Origin of the sequence: Acidipropionibacterium virtanenii (assembly GCF_003325455.1) — a bacterium.
GTDB lineage: Bacteria > Actinomycetota > Actinomycetes > Propionibacteriales > Propionibacteriaceae > Acidipropionibacterium > Acidipropionibacterium virtanenii.
Map to the genome: position 1 here is coordinate 342,995 of NZ_CP025198.1, position 20,483 is coordinate 363,477.

A 20,483-nucleotide genomic window follows, 5' to 3' on the forward strand; every position below is an offset into this window, starting at 1 on the left:
CGCGCAGCCATCCGTGGTGTTCAGAAGCAGTCGTGCTCGGTGGCCTCGTGGCGTGAGGGCTCCACCTGGAAGGTTGTGTGGCCTACTGAGAAGTGGGTCTGAAGGCATTCCTGCACCTCGTCGAGGATGCGGTGGGCGTGCCCGTCGGCGAAACAGCTGTCCTCGATGACCAGATGCGCCGAGACGGCCGGCAGGTTCGAGGTGACGGTCCAGGCATGGAGGTCGTGGACCGCCGTGACGTGCTCGACGCCGAGGATATGGGTGCGCACGGCGTCGAGGTCGAGTTCCTCAGGGGCGGCTTCCAGCAGCACCCGTCCCGAATCGCGGGTGAGTCCCCAGCCGGCGCGCAGCATGAGCGCCACGACGACCAGGGAGGCGATCGGATCGGCGCGGGTCCAGCCGGTGGCCAGGATGATCACGCCGGCGACGGCTGTACCGATGAATCCGAAGAGGTCGGTGAGCACGTGCTGGTAGGCGCCGCGGATGTTGAGGCTGGTGCGGTCGGCGCGGGCGATGAGCCAGGTCGCGGCGATGTTGACGACGATGCCGATGACGGCGACGACGAGCACGGTGACGCCGGTCACCTCGGGCGGGTTCACGAGTCGTCTGACGGCTTCTGTCGCCACGACGACGGCGACGACCAGGAGGGTGACGCCGTTGGCCAGGGCGGCGAGGATCTCCGCCCTCTTCCAGCCATAGGTCATCGCGCCACGGGCGGGCCTGACGGCCAGGTTCATGGCCCACAGCGCACCGGCGAGCGCGCCGGCGTCGGTGAGCATGTGTCCGGCGTCCGAGAGCAGGGCCAGCGATCCGGAGACGAGGGCGGCGACGACCTCACCGGCCATGAACGCGAGCAGCAGGACGAGAGCACCCCACAGGTACCTACGGTCGGCCTGGGCGGACGGTCCGTGATGATGATGCTCACTGTGTCCCATGCGTCGAGCGTAGGTGGATCGGCGGCCTCGGACGAGTCGGGAAGGGCTCCGAGAATCAGTATCGAATCGGTTCCGAGGGGAGCGGTGCCGACCACACAGGAGCCGCTGAGAGCTCGGTCACAGAGCTGACCCGCTGCGGATGGCCGGCGATGCCGATTCCGCTGACGTCCCAGCCACCGTTACAGGGCGACCCAGGTCACGGACCTGAACTGTTCAGGGAGTCAGCGAGCCCTGGCGGGCGGAGAGGGGTCGCCCCCTCTCTTGATCAATCAGTCGTGCACACCTGGGTGGAGGCCGCCGTGGTGTCGGAGGAGCCGGCGGCGATCATGGCCCTGGTCGCGCTGTTGGTGAGGACGTATCCGGTGTCGGAGGCGCTGGTCGACCGCGCGAAGACGGTGCCGGCGACCTTGCCGTCGGTGGTGAGCAGCGGTCCGCCGGAGTTGCCCGGCTGGACGGTTCCGCGCACCGCCATCACCTCGCGCACCACGGTCCGGGTGGCGTAGATGTTCTCCCCGCGGGCCTCGATGGTGCCGCGCACGGTCGCGGCGCGCAGCGTGTAGGGGCCGTCCAGGGGGTATCCGGCGACGATGGTCTGGTCACCTGCTGAGGCGGACGCCACCATCTGCAGCGGTGTGAGGCCCAGATCGGGCACGCGCAGAACGGCGAGGTCGAGATCGGGATCGTAGGAGACGACGATGGCTCGGACGGTCCTCCCGGATTGCGTCTCCACCGAGACGTTGCTGGCTCCGGCGACGACGTGGGCGTTGGTGACGACGCGGTTGGTGGCGCTCACCCAGCCGGTGCCCTCGGATGCGCGCGAGCACTGGGTGGCGGTGGAGCGCACCTTGACGATGCCGGCTCCGGCCTGCTGGACGGCGGCGGTCTGTGTGACGGACTGGTCGGGGCTGCGGGCCGGCAGATCGGGCTCGACGTCGAGTCCGGAGAAGACGCGGGGAAAGCCGTCGGCGAGTGCCCCGGCGAGCCGGTTGGCGGCACGGTTGACAGGATCGGGGACCGCCCGGTCGACGGTGGCCAGCACCTTGGACCCTGCGACGGTCTGGGACCAGGCGCTCGGCAGGAGGGGCCGGACCGCACCGGCGGCGACGGTGAGGACGAGGGCGGCCACGACCACCGACACGACCGACCCGATGAGGGAGTCGGCGGTCCGCAGGGTGGGGATGCGGTTGGCCCCGCGCAGCCTCATCCCGATTCCCGACAGGATGGACTCCCCGGCCTCCGCGGTGATGATGAACAGGGCGATCCGGGCGATGCCTGTCCACAGCGCGCTGAGGTCGGTGCCGTTGGACATCCAGTCGCCGACGCTGCCGGCCAGCCACAGGCCGAACCATGCTCCGAGGATGAGCCCGGCCAGGCTGAGGACGCCGACCACGGCGCCCCGTCGCCAGCCGCGCCGGGCCTGTCCGATGAGCAGCAGGACGAGCACGACGTCGAGAATCACGGAACCGGTCATGGTCGTCCCCCTCCTGGTGGGCTGATGCGGTGCGCTGGCTGTCCGAGGGCGCGACGGCACCACCCAGCCTGACACGCTGTTCTATGACGGGGCTGTGAAGGCCTGGCGGGCGCGCCGTCACCTGATGCTGCGCCTGCCCGGGCAGGAGTGCCCCGGGAGGTCCCGCGTTCCCCGTTCAGATCCCGGGGAGCCGACGGCGGGGTGGTCCGGTGCGGTACCTTGGCGGTCATGACCATCCCGAGTGAGCCCGGCGCCGGGCGAGCTTCCGACGATTCCCTGGAGGGTCGGGTCCCTCTCGATCCTGATGATCTGGTGGTGCTGATCGACGAGAGCGGCAAGCGGATCGGCACCGCTGCGAGAGGGATCATCCACACCCGGTCGACGCCGCGGCATCTGGCGTTCGCCTGTCACATCCTGGACGTCGGGGGCCGGGCCCTCATCGCCCGCCGGGCATTGACGAAAGTGGCCTGGCCAGGGGTGTGGACGAATTCATGTTGCGGGCACCCGCGTCCCGGGGAGCGGATGGAGGACGCCATCGTCCGCCGGGTGCGCGAGGAGCTGGGACTCGACCTCAATGCGGAGGCGATCAGCTGCGTGATGCCGGGATTCTCCTATCGGGCGACGGACTCCTCGGGGATCGTGGAGAACGAGTTGTGCCCGGTCTATGTGACCGTCCTGGATGATCCCGAGGAAATCGTCGAGTTGTACCCGGACCCGGATGAGGTCGAGGAGATCGCCTGGGTGGGGTGGAAGGATCTCTACCGCACGGTGCAGACGATGTCTCCGCTGCTCGCGCCGTGGACGGTCGCCCAGGTGCGTGCCCTGGGCGAGGATCTCCGTCAGTTCTGACTGACGACCGCGGTGCCGCCCGGGGAGGAGCGAGCGCCTGCGCGAGCGAGGAGGGGTCGTCCTCTGACAGCACAGTGGAAACGACACAATTGTGTTTTCCCCAGCCAGAGGGGTTATCCACAGGGTATGTGTGGATAACCCCTCTGGGCCGTGTGGAGAACGCCCATACCAGTGGACAACCCGCGCCTCACGGTGGACAACTCCTGGAATCTGTCTCTGACAAGCCTGAATGCCCAACGCGGAGGAACAGGCCCGGACGATCCCCGGCGTCTGGCCGGGAGCTGGGACTGTGGCGCAACTCTCATTCGGGTCGCCGGAAGAGGGAGTCATCCACAGGTCCCGGTGGAGTACTCCGGTCATCGTCCTTCGCGACATCCTCTCCCGCTGCGAGAACGCTCTCCTGGCGTCCGGTGGAAGGTACCCGGCCTCCCGGCTCCATCGGGGCGGTCTCGTCGACGAGCCCGCGCCGCGGCCCGGCGCTGCCGCGGCGTCCCGGGATGAATCCCAGGACGGCGCCTTGCCGGTGACTTGAGGCACCCGACGGTTCCGGGGCCGCCTCCCCGGACCCGGATTCCGGCCCGTGCAGCGTCGACCACGCCAGCACGGCCCCGATGATCGTGGTGAGCGGCACCGCCAGCACCAACCCTATGGACCCCACGAGCGTCCTCACGATCTCCTCGGCGAAGGTCTCACTGCGCAGCATGTCGCCCACCGGCATCTGGTAGATCGACAGCAGCAGGAGGGTCGACAGCGCCGCCCCGGCCGTCGCGAAGGCGATCGTGTAGACACTGGAGGCGATGTGATCGCGCCCGATCCGCATCGCCCGCCGGTACAGGTCGCGGCGGCTGCGGGCCGAATCGGCCAGTTCCCACACCGCAGACGCCTGGGTGACGGTGACGTCGTTGAGGACGCCCAGGCCTGCGACGATGATCCCGCAGATGATCACCGAGGTGAGGGTGAGGTCCGGGGCCGAGGCCGTGAGGACGAAATCGTCCTCGCCGGTGATCCCCGTCAGATGGGCCCACCGCGCCGTCATGACGCCGAGCCCCGTCGTCAGGAGCAGACCGAACAGGGTGCCCAGCAGGGCCGTCGTCGTCCGGGTCGAGAAGCCGTGGGTGACGTAGATGACGATGAACATGATCGCCGAGCAGGCGACCAGCCCGACCCAGGTGGGGGAGGAGCCGCTGATCAGTGCCGGAAGCATGAACCGGCCGATGATGACGAAGGCGATGACGAGACTCACGATGGCCGCCAGTCCCCGGCGACGGGCCACCGCGATGACGACTGCCGCGAAGGCCACCGCGACGGCCACCAGCGGCACGGTGCGTTCGAAGTCGTAGAACTGGTAGGCGGCCCTGGCTCCGCCCGGCGTCCGGTACATCCGGATCACCTGGCCGGTCCTCACCCCGGAGGAGGTCACTGCCGCGGTGAGCTGCACGCTCGTCGAGGTCCCGGCGTCGGGCCCCTCGTCGATGCGCACCCTCGCCACGGCGCACTCCTCGGAGCCACCGCTGCCGGTCGAACCGGGCTGGCCGTCGCAGGACCCGTGGGAGACGCCGGTGACGGTGCCGTCGATGATGCTCACCCCGGGGGCGTTCCAGGCCGATGAGTCGTTCTGGATGTGATGCGAGACGTCGTGCGGCCACATCGCGATCAGCCCGACGACGGTTGCCAGGAAGAGCGGGGCCAGCAGGATCAGCAGCCGTCCCAGGGCCGCGCGTTCCCGATCGGCCTGTTCAGGGGTGCTGGGGCCAGATGAATGAGCATGGGCGTGCATCTCCACGTGGCGAGCCTCTCACGGTCGGCCAAGAGCGGCGCACCTGCGCCGAGACGAATCGGGACACGATCCGTGCGCCCGCGGCGACGGGTCTACCCGACCGGCTGCTCGGCCTCGTCGTCCTCGGCCGGAACCGTCATCGGCAGACTCATCGTGAACTGGGCGCCGCCGCCAGGAGCCCGCGAGGCCTTCACCCAGCCACCGTGGGAGGTGACGATGTGGGCCACGATGGACAGCCCCAGGCCGGTACCCGGGGTGTTGCGGGACCGGTCCGAGCGGTAGAAGCGCTCGAAGATGTGCGGCAGATCCTCCTCGGCGATGCCGGGGCCCTGGTCACTGACGGTGACGGTATCGCCCTCCATCATCACGGTGACCGTTCCGCCGTCGGGGGAGAACTTCACGGCGTTGTCCAGCAGATTGGTGACCGCCCGCTCCAGAGTGGCCGGCTCGCCCATCATCGGATGGGACGCCAGGGTGACGTCGAACTGGAGGCTCGGACCGCGCCGCCGGGCCCGCTCCACGGCCTTCTCGACGACGTCGGCCAGATCGAGGGGCTCGGGGCTGCGCGGCGGGGCGTCGTCGCGGGAGAGCTGCACCAGGTCGCCGATGAGGCTGGAGAACTCGCCCAGCTGCGCGGCGATATCGGTGAGGATCTCCCCGCGGGCCGTCTCCGGCAGCATCCCCGTCTTCTGATCGGCCAGCAGCAGCTCGACATTGGTGCGCATCGAGGTCAGGGGGGTGCGCAGTTCGTGGGAGGCGTCGGCGATGAGCCGGCGCTGACGCTCCCGCGACGAGGACAGCGACGAGAGCATCGTGTTGAAGGAGGTCGCCAGCTGTCCCAGCTCGTCGGCCGAGCGCACCGGGATCGGATCGAGCTTGTCGGTGCGGGTCACCCGGTGCACCGCCCTGGAGAGGTCGGTGATCGGCCGTGTGGTGGAGCGGGCGGCCAGATAGCCGGTGACCGCGCTGAGCCCCACGCCGACAAGGCCGACCACCGCCAGCACCAGCCACAGGGAGCTCAGGGTGGCCTCGGTGGCCTTCATCGATCTGCCGAGCACCAGGGCGTAGCGGGTGTTGCTGATCGAGATCGGCACCGAGACGATCCGGGTGGGCACGCCCTGGGAGTCGGTGACGGTCCGGGCCGTCGTACCCATCCCGATGCGGGCGACCGCCAGTTCCTCGGGGCCGGTCGGAAAGGTGCTCGAGGCCCCCTCCACCATCTGGGTCCGACTGCCGTCGGCCGGCACCAGCGCGACGCCGACGTCGGCGGCCTCCAGCCCGCTGGCCTCCAGGGAGGCGAACCCTTCCGGGCTTTCGGTGATGGGCCCGGACAGGTAGCTGCCGAGGGTGATGAGCTGGCGGTCCAGCTGGGAGTAGAGGGACAGCCTCGTCATGAAATACCCCGCCATGCTGGAGCCCAGAACGGCCACGAAAACGCTGGCGGCCACCAACAGGGTGACCCGTCGGCCCATCGTGATCCGGGGGATCCTCGGCTGCCAGTCGAGGATCCGCCGCCACCAGCGTCTGATCACGAAGTCGCTTCCCGTAACACGTAGCCGACGCCGCGCACCGTGTGAATGAGCCGGGGCTCGCCGTCATTCTCGGTCTTGCGGCGCAGGTAGCCGATGTAGACCTCCAGCGAGTTCGCGGTGGTGGGGAAGTCGAATCCCCACACCTCGTGCAGCAGCCAGGACCGTTCCAGCACCTTGCGCGGGTTCTGCAGGAAGACCTGGAGCAGGGCGAACTCGGTGCGGGTCAGGCTGATCCGGCGCGCCCCCCGGCTGACCTCGCGGGTCTGGGGGTCGAGGGTGAGGTCGGAGAAGGTGAGCACCTCGGCGTCCTCCAGGGACTCCGGCTCGGACTCGGCGCGGGAGCGCCGGGTCAGCGCCCGGAGCCGGGCCAGCAGCTCGTCGAGTGCGAAGGGCTTGACCATGTAGTCGTCGGCCCCGGCGTCCAGCCCGTCGACCCGGTCGCCGACGGCGTCGCGGGCGGTGAGCACGAGGATCGGGACGTCGTTGCCGTTGACGCGCAGCATCCGGGTGGCCTCCAGGCCGTCGAGCCGGGGCATCATGACGTCCATGATGACGGCGTCGGGACGCATGGAACTCAGCTTGGCGAGGGCCTCCACGCCATCCTCGGCGGTGTCGACCTCATAGCCGCTGTAGTGCAGCGAGCGCGCGAGTGACTCGCGCACGGCCCGGTCGTCGTCCACCACAAGGATGTGCATGGGTACAGCCTGCCACCTCTCACTGACCGCTCACGACTCGGACTGCGCCGGGTCGGTGGGCGCCGAACCGCCTTCGGAGGACTGAGCTGTGCCGGTCCGGGCCTTTTTCCGGGTCTTCACGGCACGCTTCGCCGGCTCCTCCTTCTTGTGGGCGGCGCGGGTCGCGGCGGCGACCTGGGCCAGACCGGCGAATCGGGGCGGTGCGGCGGCCGGGGTGCTCGACCGGTGGGCGCCGCGCTCGCCGCGCACGACGACGCCGGCGGGATCCTTGGTGAACCAGCGGACCAGGCCGCCACCCATCACCGCGGCCCGCCCGGATCCCTGCTGAACCTTCAGGCAGGCGCCCTCGTCGATCGCCACGGCCGAACGCAGCAGACCGGCGTCGAGGGCCGAGATGAGGAGGCCGTCGGCGCTCAGGGTGTCGTTGTGCGCGTAACTGGTGATGCTCACCAGGCCCAGGCCCTCGACGACGTTCAGCTCCTCGCAACCCTCAGCCGCGTCCCGCGGGGCGATCTGACGGCCGTCCAGGCGCCAGCCCCCCTCCACCGCGGCGACGGCGGTGATCATGGCCCCGGCCGAGAAGCCGAGCCAGGGGGCTCCGCCGCGCACCAGCCGGGAGAGGAGTCCTGCGGCCGGTCCGAGGCCCGCGATGTAGCCGGCCACCCGGCCGCCGCCCACGATGATGCCGTCGAGGGTGTCCAGATCGTCGGGCAGGGCGAAGTCGGGATTCTCATCCCAGGAAGGACCGGCGTCCGTGCTCCATGCGGCGGAGTCCGCGTCGGTCGCGTCGACCGCCGAGGTCCCGGTCGACGGGACCGGGGAGGTTCCCGGGCCGGTCAGGTGGATCGGCAGCACGTCGGCCTCGGGCCATCGCGAGGTGACGATCGCCGACAGCGCCGCAGCATGATCCCCGGAGATCTCCACCGGGCCCGCCACCACGACGGCGACCCTGCCGGGAGCGGCATCCCCGCCACCCTGATGACCGGTGTGGCTCCTGGCCTCGGCGATGAACTCGTCGTAGACCTCGCCCAGGCCGTCATCGACTCCTCCGCCGACCAGGAAAAAACTCATGGGCACAGACTATCTATTCAGCGGGGGCGGGGTGGGGCCGTGCTGAGTGGGGCGTCGACCCGGTGTCGGGGCGTCAGGTCAGCTTCCGCACGGCGTCCACGATCCCGGGCATCGCCGCCTCGATGGCCCTCAGCGTCGCGACGAACTGGGAGTCGGGGCCGTACCAGGGATCCGGCAGCGGCGTGCCCGGTCTCTTCGAAGGATCGAAATCGCTGATGAGACGCAGGTTGTCGGCCACCGGGGAGAGCCGGCGCATGGCCTGGACGTGCATCGGCTCGGCGGCGATCACCAGATCCGCGTCCGCGATCTCCTCGGCGTCGATCTGGTGGGCGGTGTGGCCCGACGCGTCGTAGCCTGCCCGCTCCAGCACCGCCTTGGCGCGACGGTCCATGGGGGCGGGCCCCTCCTCGTCGCTCACCCCCGCGCTGGTCACCCGCGCCGGCACCCCGGCGTCGTCCAGCCACTTCCTCGCCACCCGCTCGGCCATCGGGGAGCGGCAGATATTGCCCCAGCAGACGAAGACGACGGACGGTGTGTGGCTCATGAGGGTCTCCTGGTCGGTGCGCGGTGGCACCACGCTATCGGGTCGGCATCGGGTCGGTCCGAGGGCCGCGGCAGTGCTGGATCCGGACCCGGATGAGGTGGCCGATCTCCCGACAGTGACCCTTTTCCGGTCTGATCGGGACGGAAACCCCGAACTGTCGGGAGATCGGCCGTTCGCCCACCGCGGGCAGGGGCCCATCTGGTGAATCGCAGCGAAGGGGCATAGTCTCGGTTCCATGCTTCAACACTCCTGACCTGCGGCCACGCGCGGATCACCGTCCAGAGCCGCGCCCGGCACCCGCAGACCGATCCGAACCGATCCGCTCAGGAGCACCTCTATGTCCTCGGACACCCGCGCCACCCCGACGATCTCCGCCGGTGCGCCCGGATCGGGTCGCATCAGCACCGAGGTGGCGACCCTCTACGGCGACGCCCTGGACCGGGCGCCGGCGCTGGCCCCCAGGCGCACCGCCAGAAGGTTCGGCAATCTTCTGCGCTTCCTGCCCTACCTGAGGCCCTACGCCACCCGGTTCGTGCTCATGGTGGTCTTCGCTGTCGCCTCCACCGTGGCCGGGATCGTCACACCGCTGGTCACCCAGCGGGTCGTCGACGGCCCGATCCGCGACTCCCAGCACCGCGGCCTCTACACGCTCGGCGCCGCCGCCATCGCGATCGGCATCGTCGAGGCGGTCTTCATGTTCTGGCGGCGCTGGGTGGTGGCCCGCGGCACCCTGGGCACCGAGACCGGAATCCGGCTCGACCTCTACGCCAAGCTGCAGCGGCTGCCGCTGGGATTCCACACGCAGTGGGAGTCGGGCCAGCTGCTCAGCCGCATCATGAACGACCTGTCGACGGTGCGGCGGTTCCTCGGCTTCGGGCTGCTGTTCATGATCATGAACCTGCTGCAGATCGTCATCACCACCGCCCTGCTCCTGCGCATGTACTGGCCGCTGGGGCTGGTGGTCGTGGTCTCGGCGGTCCCCATCGTGTGGCTCTGCCTGGTCAACGAGCGCCAGTACACCAGGCTCTCGCGCACCATCCAGGATCAGACCGGCGACGTCGCCTCGGCCGTGGAGGAGTCGGTCGGCGGGCTGCGGGTGATCAAGGCCTTCGGTCGCCGCGAGCACATCTTCGAGGGATTCGACGGCAGGGCCACCGACCTGTGGCGCACCAGCATGGCGAGAGTGCGCCTCACCTCCTGGTTCTGGACGGTGCTGGAGGCCATCCCCAGCCTCACCCTGGTGGTGGTGCTCGGGTTCGGGGCCCTGGCAGTCGGCCACCAGCGCATCTCGCTGGGCACCCTGGTCGCCTTCATCACGCTGATGCTGAGCATCGTGTGGCCGATCGCCTCGCTGGGATTCCTGCTGTCGATGACCCAGGACTCGATGACCGCCGCCGACCGGATCAGCGAGATCTTCGACGCCACCGAGACCATCCGCGACGGCTCCCTGGCGCTCGAGCATCCGGAGGGCCGGCTCACCTTCTCCGACGTCTCCTTCCGATTTCCCGACGGCGACGCCGACGTCCTGGAGCACCTGAACCTGGAGATCGAACCGGGGCAGACGATAGCCCTGGTCGGCGGGACCGGCTCGGGCAAGACCACCCTCACCGCCCTGGTGCCGCGACTGGCCGACGTGACCGGCGGCGCGATCCGCATCGACGGCGTCGACATCCGGGATCTGCGGGTCGCCGAGCTGCGCTCGATCGTGGCGACCGCCTTCGAGGACGCCACGCTGTTCTCGATGAGCGTGCGCGAGAACCTCACCCTCGGGCGCTCCGACGCCACCGAAGCAGAGATCGTGCAGGCCCTCGACGTCGCCCAGGCCGGATTCGTGCACGACCTGCCCTGGGGTCTGGACACCCGGATCGGGGAGCAGGGGATGAGCCTGTCCGGAGGCCAGCGTCAACGTCTGGCGCTGGCCCGGGCGGTGCTCGTCAAGCCGCGCATCCTGGTCCTCGATGACACCCTCTCGGCGCTGGACATGGAGACCGAGGCGCTCGTCGAGGCGGCCCTCAAGCGCGTCCTGGTCGGGGTCACCGGGATCGTGGTGGCCCACCGGGCCTCCACCGTGCTGCTGGCCGACAAGGTGGCGATGCTGTCGGAGGGCCGCGTGTCCCATGTGGGCACCCACGCCGAGCTGCTAGCCACCGTCCCCGAGTACCGGGAGCTGCTGAGCGCCGACTACGACGCCGAGACCGGCATCACGCCGAACGGGGACGCAAGAGGATCCGAGGATGACGAGGAGGTGCTGGACCGTGGCTGACACCGACCGGCGCGGCAGCGCCGAAACCGACACCGACTGGCGCGGCAGCGCCGAAACCGACACCGACTGGCGCGGCGTCGCCAACGAGGAGGCCGCTGAGGTCTCCGCCCAGGCGTCGAGCTTCCTGAAAGCCCGAAGCCGGGCCCTGCTGTGGGACCTGCTGCGTCCCTACCGCAGGCTGCTGTGGGTGCTGGTGGCGGTCGTCGTGGTCGAGAACATCACCCGGCTGCTGCCGCCATGGCTGGTGAGGCGCGGCATCGACCTGGGCATCCGGTCCCTGCTGGACACCGGCTCTGGCCGCGTCCTCGCCGAGATCGTCGTGGCCATGCTGGCGGCCCTGGTCACCCAGGTGATCACACGTGTCCTCTTCCTGAGGCTCTCGGGACGGATCGGCCAGAACGTGCTGCTCGAGCTGCGCCGGCGTGTGTTCGTGCACTTCCAGAGGCTCGACGTCGCCTTCCACGACCGCTACACCTCCGGGCGCGTGATCTCCCGGATGACCAACGACACCGACGCCATCTCCGAGCTCATGGAGCAGGGATTCGACGGTCTGGTGTCGGCGGTCCTCACGCTGGTCGGCACCGGCGTCATGCTGCTGGTGATGGACTGGCGGCTCGGACTGATCTGCCTGGCCTCCCTGATCTTCGTGTCGGCGCTCATCACGTGGTTCTCCCACGAGTCCAGCCGCACCTTCCGCGAGGTGCGCAACGCCTCGGCCGCGGTGATCATGCACTTCACCGAGACGATGGCGGGCATCAGGGCCGTCCAGGCCTACCGGCGGGAGCCGCGCAATCAGGAGATCTTCACCGAACTGTCCGACCGCTACCGGGCGATCAACGTGCGCTCGTTCCGGATCTTCGCGATCTTCATGCCGGGCATCCGGCTGATCGGCAACGTCACGATCGCCCTGATGCTGCTGATCGGAGGATGGTTCGTCATCAAGGGCTGGTCAACGGTCGGGGTGCTCACCGCATTCCTGCTGTACCTGCGGCAGTTCTTCGAGCCCCTCACCGACATCGGCGAGTTCTACAACACCTTCCAGTCCGCCTCGGCCGCCCTGGAGAAGCTGTCCGGGGTGCTCGATGAGAAGCCCGGAGTGCCCGAACCCGAGGACCCGGTCCGGATCGAGCACGCCGAGGGCAGGATCGATCTGGATGGCGTCACCTTCGAGTACGCCCCGGGCCGGCCGGTGCTGCCCGATCTCGACCTGCACATCCCGGCCGGCCAGAACCTCGCCCTGGTCGGCACCACGGGCGCCGGAAAGACCACGATCGCCAAACTCATCGCCCGGTTCTACGACCCCACCGCGGGCCAGGTGACCCTCGACGGGATCGGGCTGGACCGCATCGGCGACGAGGACCTGCGCCAGGCGGTGGTGATGGTGACCCAGGAGAATTTCATCTTCAACGGCACGATCGCCGACAACATCGCCTTCGGCCGCCCCGGGGCCGGCCGGCAGGAGATCGAGGAGGCGGCCCGCACGGTGGGCGCCCACGAGTTCATCACCGCGATGCCGGAGGGCTACCAGACCGACGTCTCTCAGCGGGGAGGACGCCTGTCGGCCGGGCAGCGTCAGCTGGTGGCCTTCGCCAGGGCCTTCCTCGCCGACCCGGCCGTCCTCATCCTCGACGAGGCGACCTCGTCGCTGGACATCCCGTCGGAGCGGCTCGTGCAGCGCGCGCTGCGCACCATTCTCGCCGACCGGACCGCCGTGATCATCGCCCACCGGCTCTCCACCGTGGAGAATGCCGACCGGGTGCTGGTGCTGGGGGAGGGGAGGATCCTGGAGGACGGCGCCCCCGAGGAGCTGAGACGCCGCGGAGGCCGCTACGCCGATCTCCACAAGGCCTGGGAGGAGTCGCTGCTGTGAAGACCCTTCCGGCGATGAGGATGCGGTCGTAGGCTCGGCCCATGACCCCTGTCAACCCCGCGAGGGGCGGCACTCTGTCGGTGGCGATCGCCACGCCGCTGCCCGACGACGAGGACCTGTGCGCACTGATGCGCCGCATCGAGCCTCGCCTGTCCGTCGAGTACCGTCCCGACCTGCTGCCGCCGATGCGCTGGCCCGCCGACCACTCGGGAGATCCCGGCTGGCGTCGGACCGACGCCCAGCAGAACGAGTTCGACCGCCTCCTCGCCGCCGCCGACGTCCTCTACGGATTCCCCGACGGCGATCCGGCCTCCCTCAGGGCGGCCGTGCAGGCCAACCCCGGCCTGAAATGGGTGCAGGGAATGGCCGCCGGAGCGGGAGCCGCCGTCGCCGAGGCTCACCTGTCCGCCGAGGACCTGCAACGGGTCGTGTTCACCACCTCGGCGGGCGTGCATGCCGACAACCTCGCCGAGTTCGCGGTCTTCGGTGCTCTGGCAGGGCTGAAGGACCTTCCCCGGCTGGCCGCCGACAAGGCCTCGCGCACCTGGCCGGAGCGCTGGCCGATGCGCCAGCTCTACGACGCCACCGTGCTCGTGCTGGGCCTGGGGGAGATCGGCCGAGCCTGCGCCGCCCGGTTCAGCGCCATGGGGGCGCGCGTCATCGGCTGCAACCGGACGGTGCGGACGGTGCCCTGGGTCGAGGACGTCTACCCTGTCGACGACCTGCCGGAGGCGGCCCGTCGCGCCGACATCATCGTGGTGGCGCTGCCCGCCACCGCGGCCACCGAGAAGCTCGTCTCCGCCGATGTCATCGGGAGGCTGCGGCCCAAAGCCATGGTGATCAACGTGGGACGGGGGTCCACCGTCGACGAGGACGCCCTCATCGACGGGCTCCGCTCGGGGGCGCTGTCCTACGCCGCCCTCGACGTGTCCACGGTCGAGCCGCTACCGGTCGGCTCCCCCCTGTGGGGCCTGGACAACGTCCTCATCAGTCCTCACACCGCCACCCTCGATGCCCGTGAGGACCGACGGATCGCCGAGCACTTCGCCGCCAACGCCACCCGGCTGCTCAACGGCGAGCCGATGACCCACGTCGTCAACACCGTCGAGTTCTACTGAGCGGGTCTCCGGTACGGCGGCGTGACGACGTTCAGGCCGCCGTTGCGGGCGTCCCGGAATCCTGGGGGACGCCGGCGACCGGGACGGGACCGGTCGGCTCCCCGGGTTTCGGCTCGGGGCTCGTCACATCACCCGACTCATCCGGCGACGCCGGGTCGGTAGCTGCACTGGTCGGTGCCGGGCTCGTCGTCGCGTTCGCCGGCACCGGGTCGGTCGCCGCGTCCGGCGGTGCCGGGCTGGTCTGCGTGCTGGTCGGTGCCGGGCTGGTCTGCGTGCCGGTGGGTGCCGGGCTCGGCGTCGTGCTGGGCGGCACGGGGGCTGCCGGTACGGGATCCGTCGGTACGGTGATCCGGATCTGTGAGCGGACCACTGTGCCCGAGCCCGGGAACTCGAAGCGGACGACGGCGTCACCACTGGTCAGGCCGTGCTCGGCGGGTACTGCGAAGGTCACGGTGGATGTGCCCCCGGTGACCGGTGCGCTCGCCACCTTGACCTTGCGGCCGTTCTGCACGAGGTAGGCCGTGACGCTGCGGTTCCTGACGGCTTCCCGGCTGGTCAGATCCACCGTGTCGGGGGCGGCGCCGCCGGTCCTCGGCATTCCGAGCGTGAAGGTAGCCGATCGGCCGTCGCCGGCCACCGAGGAGGTGACCGGCACCGCCTGCTTGGCGAATGAGGGTTCCAGGGTTCCCCTCGTCCGGATCCAGCTCACCCAGGACTCCAGATCCACCTTTCCGGTGTCGACCGGTCTGGCCCCCTTCGCCAGCTCGGTGAAATCGTCGCCCCCGTCGATGAGGAATGTTCCGGACCCGATGGTGTAGGTGCCTTTCGGATCGACCGGTCGTCCGTTCAACCAGATCGAGGTGATCCGCCTGCCCAGGGTCCTGGATTCGTCATAGGTGTAGGTGACATTGCTCGACATCCCCAGCTGCAGGTAGGCCCGGGACGGCGTGCCTCCACCGGAATCGGTCCGCCACTGCTGCTCGAGCATTCGTCGGAACTGGTCCCCGGTGACCTTCTTGGTGGCCAGCGTGTTCGCGAAGGGCAGGACCTGCGCGGCCTCTTTGTATGTCACCTGTCGATTCAGCAGTGAGGCCCTGGTGCCTCCAGGATTCTGCAGCCCGATGAAGTTGGGATCATTTCTTCCGAGGGTGTCTTTGTACATCTGCGCCACCATGTTCGACAGCGTCGACTCCCGGTTGCGCACCTCGTTTCCGTAGGAGGTGTCCGTCGAATCGGCCGCAGTGGTGACGGGGGACGACGTCGTGCTGATTCTCCGCTGTCCCAGAGCGTCGGCCTGACGGGCGGCGTCATCGGCCAGCCGCTGGATGGCCGAGATCGTGGGGTTCGAGGACTGGACCCGGGAGGCCGCCGGAACCAACGAGTCGCTGGTCGAACAGACTTTCCGCCTGGCGGAGTCGTACCCGATCCGCACCTTCGCCAGGCCGGCGCCGGCGGACTCGGCCTGCATGAGGGGCGCGCCGGTCCGGGTGCGCCACGAGTACTGGCGGCCGGTGTGCCCGGTGAAGACGACATCGACGTCGCGGCTGGTCTTCTCGACGATCGGCGAGAAGTCCGTGCTCTGCGGGCTCGGGGAGGCCGTATCACCGCCGGCGGCCTCGTGATAGGCGGCCACGACGATGTCGGCGCCGTTCTTCTTGAGCATGGCCGCTTCGGCATTCACGGCCGCCACGGGATCCGATATCTCCAGGCCGCTGATACCGGCGGATGCCACGAGGGAGGACAGATTCTTCGTGATCGCCCCGACCACACCGATCTTCAGCCCACCGCGATTGATGATGGTCGAGGCCGACAGCGGCGACGCGATGGTGCCGGTGCTCGTCTTCCTCACATTGGCGCCGAGATAGGGGAAGTCCCCGTCGATATGGGGAACGATGCGATCGCGCAGATCGGAGAAACCCCGGTCGAGGTCATGATTCCCCACCGCCGAGGCGTCCACCCCTGCGACCTTGAGGATGTCGAGGGCCGGAAGATCCTCCTGGGTCGCGGACTCGAAGGGCGACCCGCCCACATTGTCGCCCGCGCTGAGCAGCAGGACGTTGCTGTCCCCGACACTGGTCCGTTCCCGGACCACCGGGGTGAACAGCGCTGCAGCGTTGCCGATGTGGCCCTGGAAGCCGTTGAAGCTGAACATCGACAGCGTCCGGTCGGGTGTGCAGATGGAGGTCGTCGAGGAGGGGTCGGACGGCGACGGAGCGGCCTGGGCGGTGCCGGCCGTGGCGGCGAGCAGCGCGGCGGTGCACACCGCGATCAGTGCGGTGCGCACCCTCCGGACGGCCGTGCCCGGGAGCCGGGATCGACGACACCGTGGATCGGCGTCGTGACCGGGACTGCTCGGACTCTGACTCATCACGTTCCCTTGGCTGAGGTGACCGGGTGTGCCTCATGGAGAGGTACCGGGAGCAAGTGTCCGCCACTTGAACGGTCCAGAGGAAGGGTTCTGTCAGAATCGGTGTGAGTTTTAACCAGTTCTCAGATTCGACGGCCGTGTCCCGCAATCAAACCCTGGCAAGGACGGACATTGTACACATCGGAGCGCTGAGGGGGAAGCTACGGCTTGCTGAGATGTGATTTCATGCCCGTCTCGGTGCCCGATCCTCAGCGCTGCAGCCACACGGTCGTGGCGCCCGGCACCAGGACCCGGCCCTCCTCGTGGAGCAGCGGGGTGCTGGCGGTCAGGACCCGGCCCTCGGGCAGGGCTACCGGATCCTCACCGAAATTGGTGAGGCACATCCACCCTCCCGGGCGCCGGAAGGCCAGCACGCCTCCGACTGAGAGCGTGTCGTCCCATTCCAGGGTCTCGGCTCCCTCAAGCTCGGTGCGCAGGGCCAGGGCCCGGCGGTAAAGGCCCAGCGTGGAGTCGGGGTCGTCCTCCTCGGCGGCCACCGAGAAGTCCCCGAACCAGGCCGGCTGGGGCAGGTGCGCCCCGGCGCTCGCATCGTCGGGACCGAAGCCGAAGGAGGGCCCCGACGTCGTCCAGGGCAGCGGCACCCGGCAGCCGTCCCGCCCGACGCCCTCATAGGTGTCGTGGTCGGGGGCGCTGTTGAAGAAGGTGGGGTCCTGACGCCGGTCGTCGGGGATCTCAGTCACCTCGGCCAGACCGAGCTCCTCGCCCTGGTACAGGTAGGCCGATCCGGGCAGGGCCAGCTCGAAGAGGGTGGCGGCCCGGGCCCGGCGCAGGCCGAGGGCGGGATCGATCCGGTCGGCCGGCGCCCCGGCCTTCATCCACTCGATGCCCTGCTTGGCCGACGATCCGGCGAGCGGCGCCAGCCCGTAGCGGGTGGCGTGCCGGGTGACGTCGTGGTTGGACAGCACCCAGGTCGACGACGACCCGGACAGCGCCGCCTGGTCGAGGTTGGCGGTGACGATGCGCCGGAACTGGGCGGCGTCGAAGTCGGCCTGCAGAAGGTCGAAGTTGAAGGCCTGCCCCAAGGATTCGGGGCGGGCGTAGCGGGCCCGGCGGGCGGGATCGTCGACCCAGGCCTCGGCGATGGCGGTGCGGGGCGGGTCGTACTCGTTGAAGACCCGACGCCATTCGGCGTAGATGTCCTGGACGTCGTCGCGGTCGATGGTCGGGTGAGTGCCGTCCATCGGCATCGCGGCCAGTTCGGCCGCGGTGGGCAGGGGGTCGGGCAGGTCCTTGGCCAGAGCGTTGGCGACGTCGACCCGGAACCCGTCGACGCCTCGATCGGCCCAGAAGCGCAGGGTGTCGATGAACTCCTGGTGGACGTCGGGATTGTGCCAGTTCCAGTCGGGCTGCTCGACAGCGAAGCTGTGGAGGTACCACTGGCCGTCGGGGACCCGGGTCCAGGCGGGGCCGCCGAAGGAGGCCGTCCAGTCGGCGGGGGGCAGCTCGCCGTTCTCTCCCAGACCGTCGCGGAAGATGTAGCGGTCACGGGCCGCCGACCCTCTGGGGGAGTTCAGGGCCTCCTGGAACCAGCGGTGCCGGTCGGAGGAGTGGTTGGGGACGATGTCGACGATGAGCCGGATGCCGGCGCCGTGAAGAGCGGCGACCAGTTCGTCGAACTGGTCCAGGGTGCCGATCCGTGGGTCGACATCGCGGTAGTCGTCGACGTCGTAGCCCCCGTCGGCCAGGGCCGAGGGGTAGAACGGGGACAGCCACACGGCGTCGACGCCGAGGGCGGCGAGGTAGCCGACGTGGGAGATGATGCCGACCAGATCCCCGATCCCGTCGCCGTTCGAGTCGGCGAAGGAGCGGGGGTAGATCTGGTAGACCACCGCCTGGCGCCACCAGTCCGGTGCGTCGGCGGGGATGCGGAACGGCGAGGGTGCGGTCTGCGTGAGGGTCACGGGAGGCCTTTCAGCGAGCGAGAGGGCCGGGAGGCGCTACGGCGAGGCATCCGGCGAAACATATATTCAGTGTATAAATCAATCCCGGGGAACGCGACCCGGGCCACAGCTGCTTCGGGGCATCGAGTCCGGCGCGGCGCGCCGATCACTAGCTGGAGGCCCGATTCCGACAGAAACGTCCGGAGAACGGCGCTCCAGCGAGTGATCGGCGAGCTCGTGTGCGCCGATCAGCCCTTGACCGCGCCCTGGGTCACGCCCGACATCACCCATCGCTGGGTGAAGATGTAGACGATGATCGCCGGGGCCATCGCCATCAGGTAGGACGCGAAAGACACGTTGTAGTTGTTCGAGAACTGGGTCTGGAAGATGTTCTGGCGCACCGGCAGGGACTGCATGGTGGCGTCGGAGATGATGAGCGAGGGCATCATGAAGTCGTTCCAGGCGTAGAGGAAGGCGAAGATCCCCACTGTCGCGCTCATCGGCGCCAGCAGCGGGAAGATCAGTTGCCGGAAGGTCTGCCAGGTGGTCGCCCCGTCGATCTGCGCGCTCTCCTCCAGCTCATAGGGGATCGAGCGCAGGAAGGTGGTGAACAGCAGGACGCTGAAGGCCAGCTGGAACATCGTCGCCAGCACGATCACCCCCACGGGATTGTCCAGGTGCACCAGGCCGGTGAGCTTGATCTGCGGCAGGGCCACCACCGGGAAGGGGATGAACATGGCGGCCAGCACGTAGAAGAAGGAGTAGCGGAAGAACCTGCGCTCCCAGTTGCGCACCATCGCATAGGAGGCGAATGCGGCGAGGAAGATCGTCGCCGCCACGACGCCCGCCGTGATGACGGCCGAGACCCCCGCGCCGACCGCGGTGCTGGTCATCGTCCAGGCCTGCGTGAAGCCCTCGACGCTGAACGGGTGCGGCAGACTGAAGGCCTTGCCGTCGACGGCCTGGTGGGTCGTCTTGAAGGCCATCGAGATGGTCACGTAGAGGGGGACGAGCACCGTCAACGAGCAGATGGCCAGGATGATGGTGCCCGGCCAGTTGACCCGCTCGGCGCGCATCCTGACCTTCTGGGGTTTCTCCGCCGGTGCCGGGGCCATGGGTAGCGCGGTCATCAGTTGTTCCTTCCACGCATGAGGGAGAGCTGGAGCAGCGAGACGATGAGGGTGAAGATGAAGAAGACCGTCGCGTTGGCCATCTGGTAGGCGTAGTCGCCGTTGGTGAGGCCGCCGACGATGTTCATGGCGACCGACATCGTCGAGGTGCCCGGGCCGCCGTTCGTCAGACCGACGATGATGTCGTAGGCATTGAGGTAGCCCTTGAAGCCGAGGATCGTGTTGATCACCACGTAGCTGAAGACGAGCGGGAGGGTGATCCTGATCGTCTGCTGGAACTTCGTCGCTCCGTCGATGTCGGCGGCCTCGTAGACGTCGGCAGGAACCGCCATCAGTCCGGCGATGTAGATCAGCAGGGTGCCGGGTACCGACTGCCACGCCGTGACGAAGACGACGGCCAGCCAGGCCAGGCTCGGATTGGTGATGAGGCTCTCCTTGAGCCATCCGATCCCCAGGGCGTTGCCGATGGTCGGCAGCGAGTTGGAGAAGAGGAACTGGAAGACGTAGGCGATGACGATGCCGGAGATGACCATCGGGATGACGAAGATCGTCCGGAGGACCACCTTGGCGCGGATCCTGGAGATCAGGCCGATCGCCAGCATGAAGGAGACGACGTTCACCAGGACGACGGTCACCAGGGAGAAGCCGACGGTGAACAGATAGCTCGAGCGGATCTGCGGATCGGTGAACATCGCGATGTAGTTGGACAGGCCGATGAACCGCCAGTCGCCGACGCCGATGAAGTTGGTGAAGCTGTAGAAGATGCCGACCACGGCCGGCATCGGGATCGCTAGGGTGAACACGATGAGGGTGGGGATGGTCATCCACCAGAAGACCGGTTCCACCTTTCGGCGGGTGTGGTGCAGCGTCGCGTGGTCGATCTTCGCGGACGCGGGAAGTGAGGTGGTAGCCATGGGATA

The 20,483-nt window shown here is 68.9% G+C and carries 15 protein-coding genes; 4 read left to right on the forward strand and 11 right to left on the reverse strand.

Annotated elements, in window-relative coordinates; all coding sequences use genetic code 11:
* Positions 1-20: 20 nt before the first annotated feature.
* Together JS278_RS01545 and JS278_RS01550 are read right to left on the reverse strand one after the other, a co-directional pair.
* On the reverse strand, positions 21-845 hold the full coding sequence (locus JS278_RS01545; RefSeq protein ID WP_342767035.1) for a cation diffusion facilitator family transporter: 825 nt from the start codon (positions 843-845) through the stop codon (positions 21-23).
* A gap of 355 nt (positions 846-1,200) precedes the next feature.
* Entirely contained in the window at positions 1,201-2,406 is a 1,206-nt protein-coding gene (locus JS278_RS01550) for a MarP family serine protease (RefSeq protein ID WP_114043660.1), read from the reverse strand.
* 228 nt (positions 2,407-2,634) lie between these two features.
* Between JS278_RS01550 and idi the strand changes: the two genes are divergently transcribed.
* Positions 2,635-3,255 (forward strand): isopentenyl-diphosphate Delta-isomerase, encoded by a 621-nt coding sequence (gene idi, locus JS278_RS01555; protein WP_114046045.1) that lies wholly within the window; start codon positions 2,635-2,637, stop codon positions 3,253-3,255.
* A 301-nt stretch (positions 3,256-3,556) separates the two neighbouring features.
* Here the strand turns inward: idi and JS278_RS01560 are convergent, their stop codons facing one another.
* The 5 genes from JS278_RS01560 to JS278_RS01580 all read right to left on the reverse strand — a co-directional run bounded on the left by JS278_RS01560 (position 3,557) and on the right by JS278_RS01580 (position 8,874).
* A complete protein-coding gene (locus JS278_RS01560; RefSeq protein ID WP_245935253.1) occupies positions 3,557-5,032 on the reverse strand; it encodes a YibE/F family protein in 1,476 nt (491 codons plus the stop codon).
* A gap of 92 nt (positions 5,033-5,124) precedes the next feature.
* Positions 5,125-6,510 (reverse strand): sensor histidine kinase, encoded by a 1,386-nt coding sequence (locus JS278_RS01565; RefSeq protein ID WP_114046046.1) that lies wholly within the window; start codon positions 6,508-6,510, stop codon positions 5,125-5,127.
* A 50-nt stretch (positions 6,511-6,560) separates the two neighbouring features.
* Complete coding sequence (locus JS278_RS01570; protein WP_114043662.1) at positions 6,561-7,259, reverse strand: response regulator transcription factor; 699 nt, start codon at positions 7,257-7,259, stop codon at positions 6,561-6,563.
* A 30-nt stretch (positions 7,260-7,289) separates the two neighbouring features.
* Positions 7,290-8,330 (reverse strand): type 1 glutamine amidotransferase family protein, encoded by a 1,041-nt coding sequence (locus JS278_RS01575; RefSeq protein WP_114043663.1) that lies wholly within the window; start codon positions 8,328-8,330, stop codon positions 7,290-7,292.
* A 73-nt stretch (positions 8,331-8,403) separates the two neighbouring features.
* Entirely contained in the window at positions 8,404-8,874 is a 471-nt protein-coding gene (locus JS278_RS01580; RefSeq protein WP_114043664.1) for a low molecular weight protein-tyrosine-phosphatase, read from the reverse strand.
* Positions 8,875-9,211: 337 nt separating this feature from the next.
* Between JS278_RS01580 and JS278_RS01585 the strand changes: the two genes are divergently transcribed.
* From JS278_RS01585 to JS278_RS01595, 3 genes are read left to right on the forward strand one after another with little or no spacing between them, the layout of a single operon-like run.
* Positions 9,212-11,137 carry an ABC transporter ATP-binding protein gene (locus JS278_RS01585; RefSeq protein WP_114043665.1) on the forward strand — a complete coding sequence of 642 codons (1,926 nt, stop codon included), beginning with the start codon at positions 9,212-9,214 and terminating at the stop codon, positions 11,135-11,137.
* Complete coding sequence (locus JS278_RS01590) at positions 11,130-13,007, forward strand: ABC transporter ATP-binding protein (RefSeq protein WP_114043666.1); 1,878 nt, start codon at positions 11,130-11,132, stop codon at positions 13,005-13,007. Before JS278_RS01585 ends, JS278_RS01590 begins: the two co-directional genes overlap by 8 nt.
* Before the next feature lie 41 nt (positions 13,008-13,048).
* Complete coding sequence (locus tag JS278_RS01595; RefSeq protein ID WP_114043667.1) at positions 13,049-14,125, forward strand: D-2-hydroxyacid dehydrogenase; 1,077 nt, start codon at positions 13,049-13,051, stop codon at positions 14,123-14,125.
* A gap of 31 nt (positions 14,126-14,156) precedes the next feature.
* On the opposite strand, the gene JS278_RS01600 is transcribed toward JS278_RS01595, so the two are convergent.
* The 4 genes from JS278_RS01600 to JS278_RS01615 form a co-directional block, all read right to left on the reverse strand.
* The gene (locus JS278_RS01600; RefSeq protein ID WP_114043668.1) at positions 14,157-16,409 is read right to left on the reverse strand and encodes a bifunctional metallophosphatase/5'-nucleotidase; all 2,253 of its coding nucleotides are present in this window, start codon (positions 16,407-16,409) and stop codon (positions 14,157-14,159) included.
* Between the two features lie 332 nt (positions 16,410-16,741).
* The gene (locus JS278_RS01605; RefSeq protein WP_114043669.1) at positions 16,742-18,454 is read right to left on the reverse strand and encodes a glycoside hydrolase family 13 protein; all 1,713 of its coding nucleotides are present in this window, start codon (positions 18,452-18,454) and stop codon (positions 16,742-16,744) included.
* A gap of 227 nt (positions 18,455-18,681) precedes the next feature.
* Complete coding sequence (locus JS278_RS01610) at positions 18,682-19,563, reverse strand: carbohydrate ABC transporter permease (protein ID WP_114043670.1); 882 nt, start codon at positions 19,561-19,563, stop codon at positions 18,682-18,684.
* Positions 19,563-20,477: a carbohydrate ABC transporter permease gene (locus tag JS278_RS01615; RefSeq protein WP_114043671.1), complete on the reverse strand. Its 915-nt coding sequence runs from the start codon at positions 20,475-20,477 to the stop codon at positions 19,563-19,565. Before JS278_RS01615 ends, JS278_RS01610 begins: the two co-directional genes overlap by 1 nt.
* Positions 20,478-20,483: the final 6 nt, after the last annotated feature.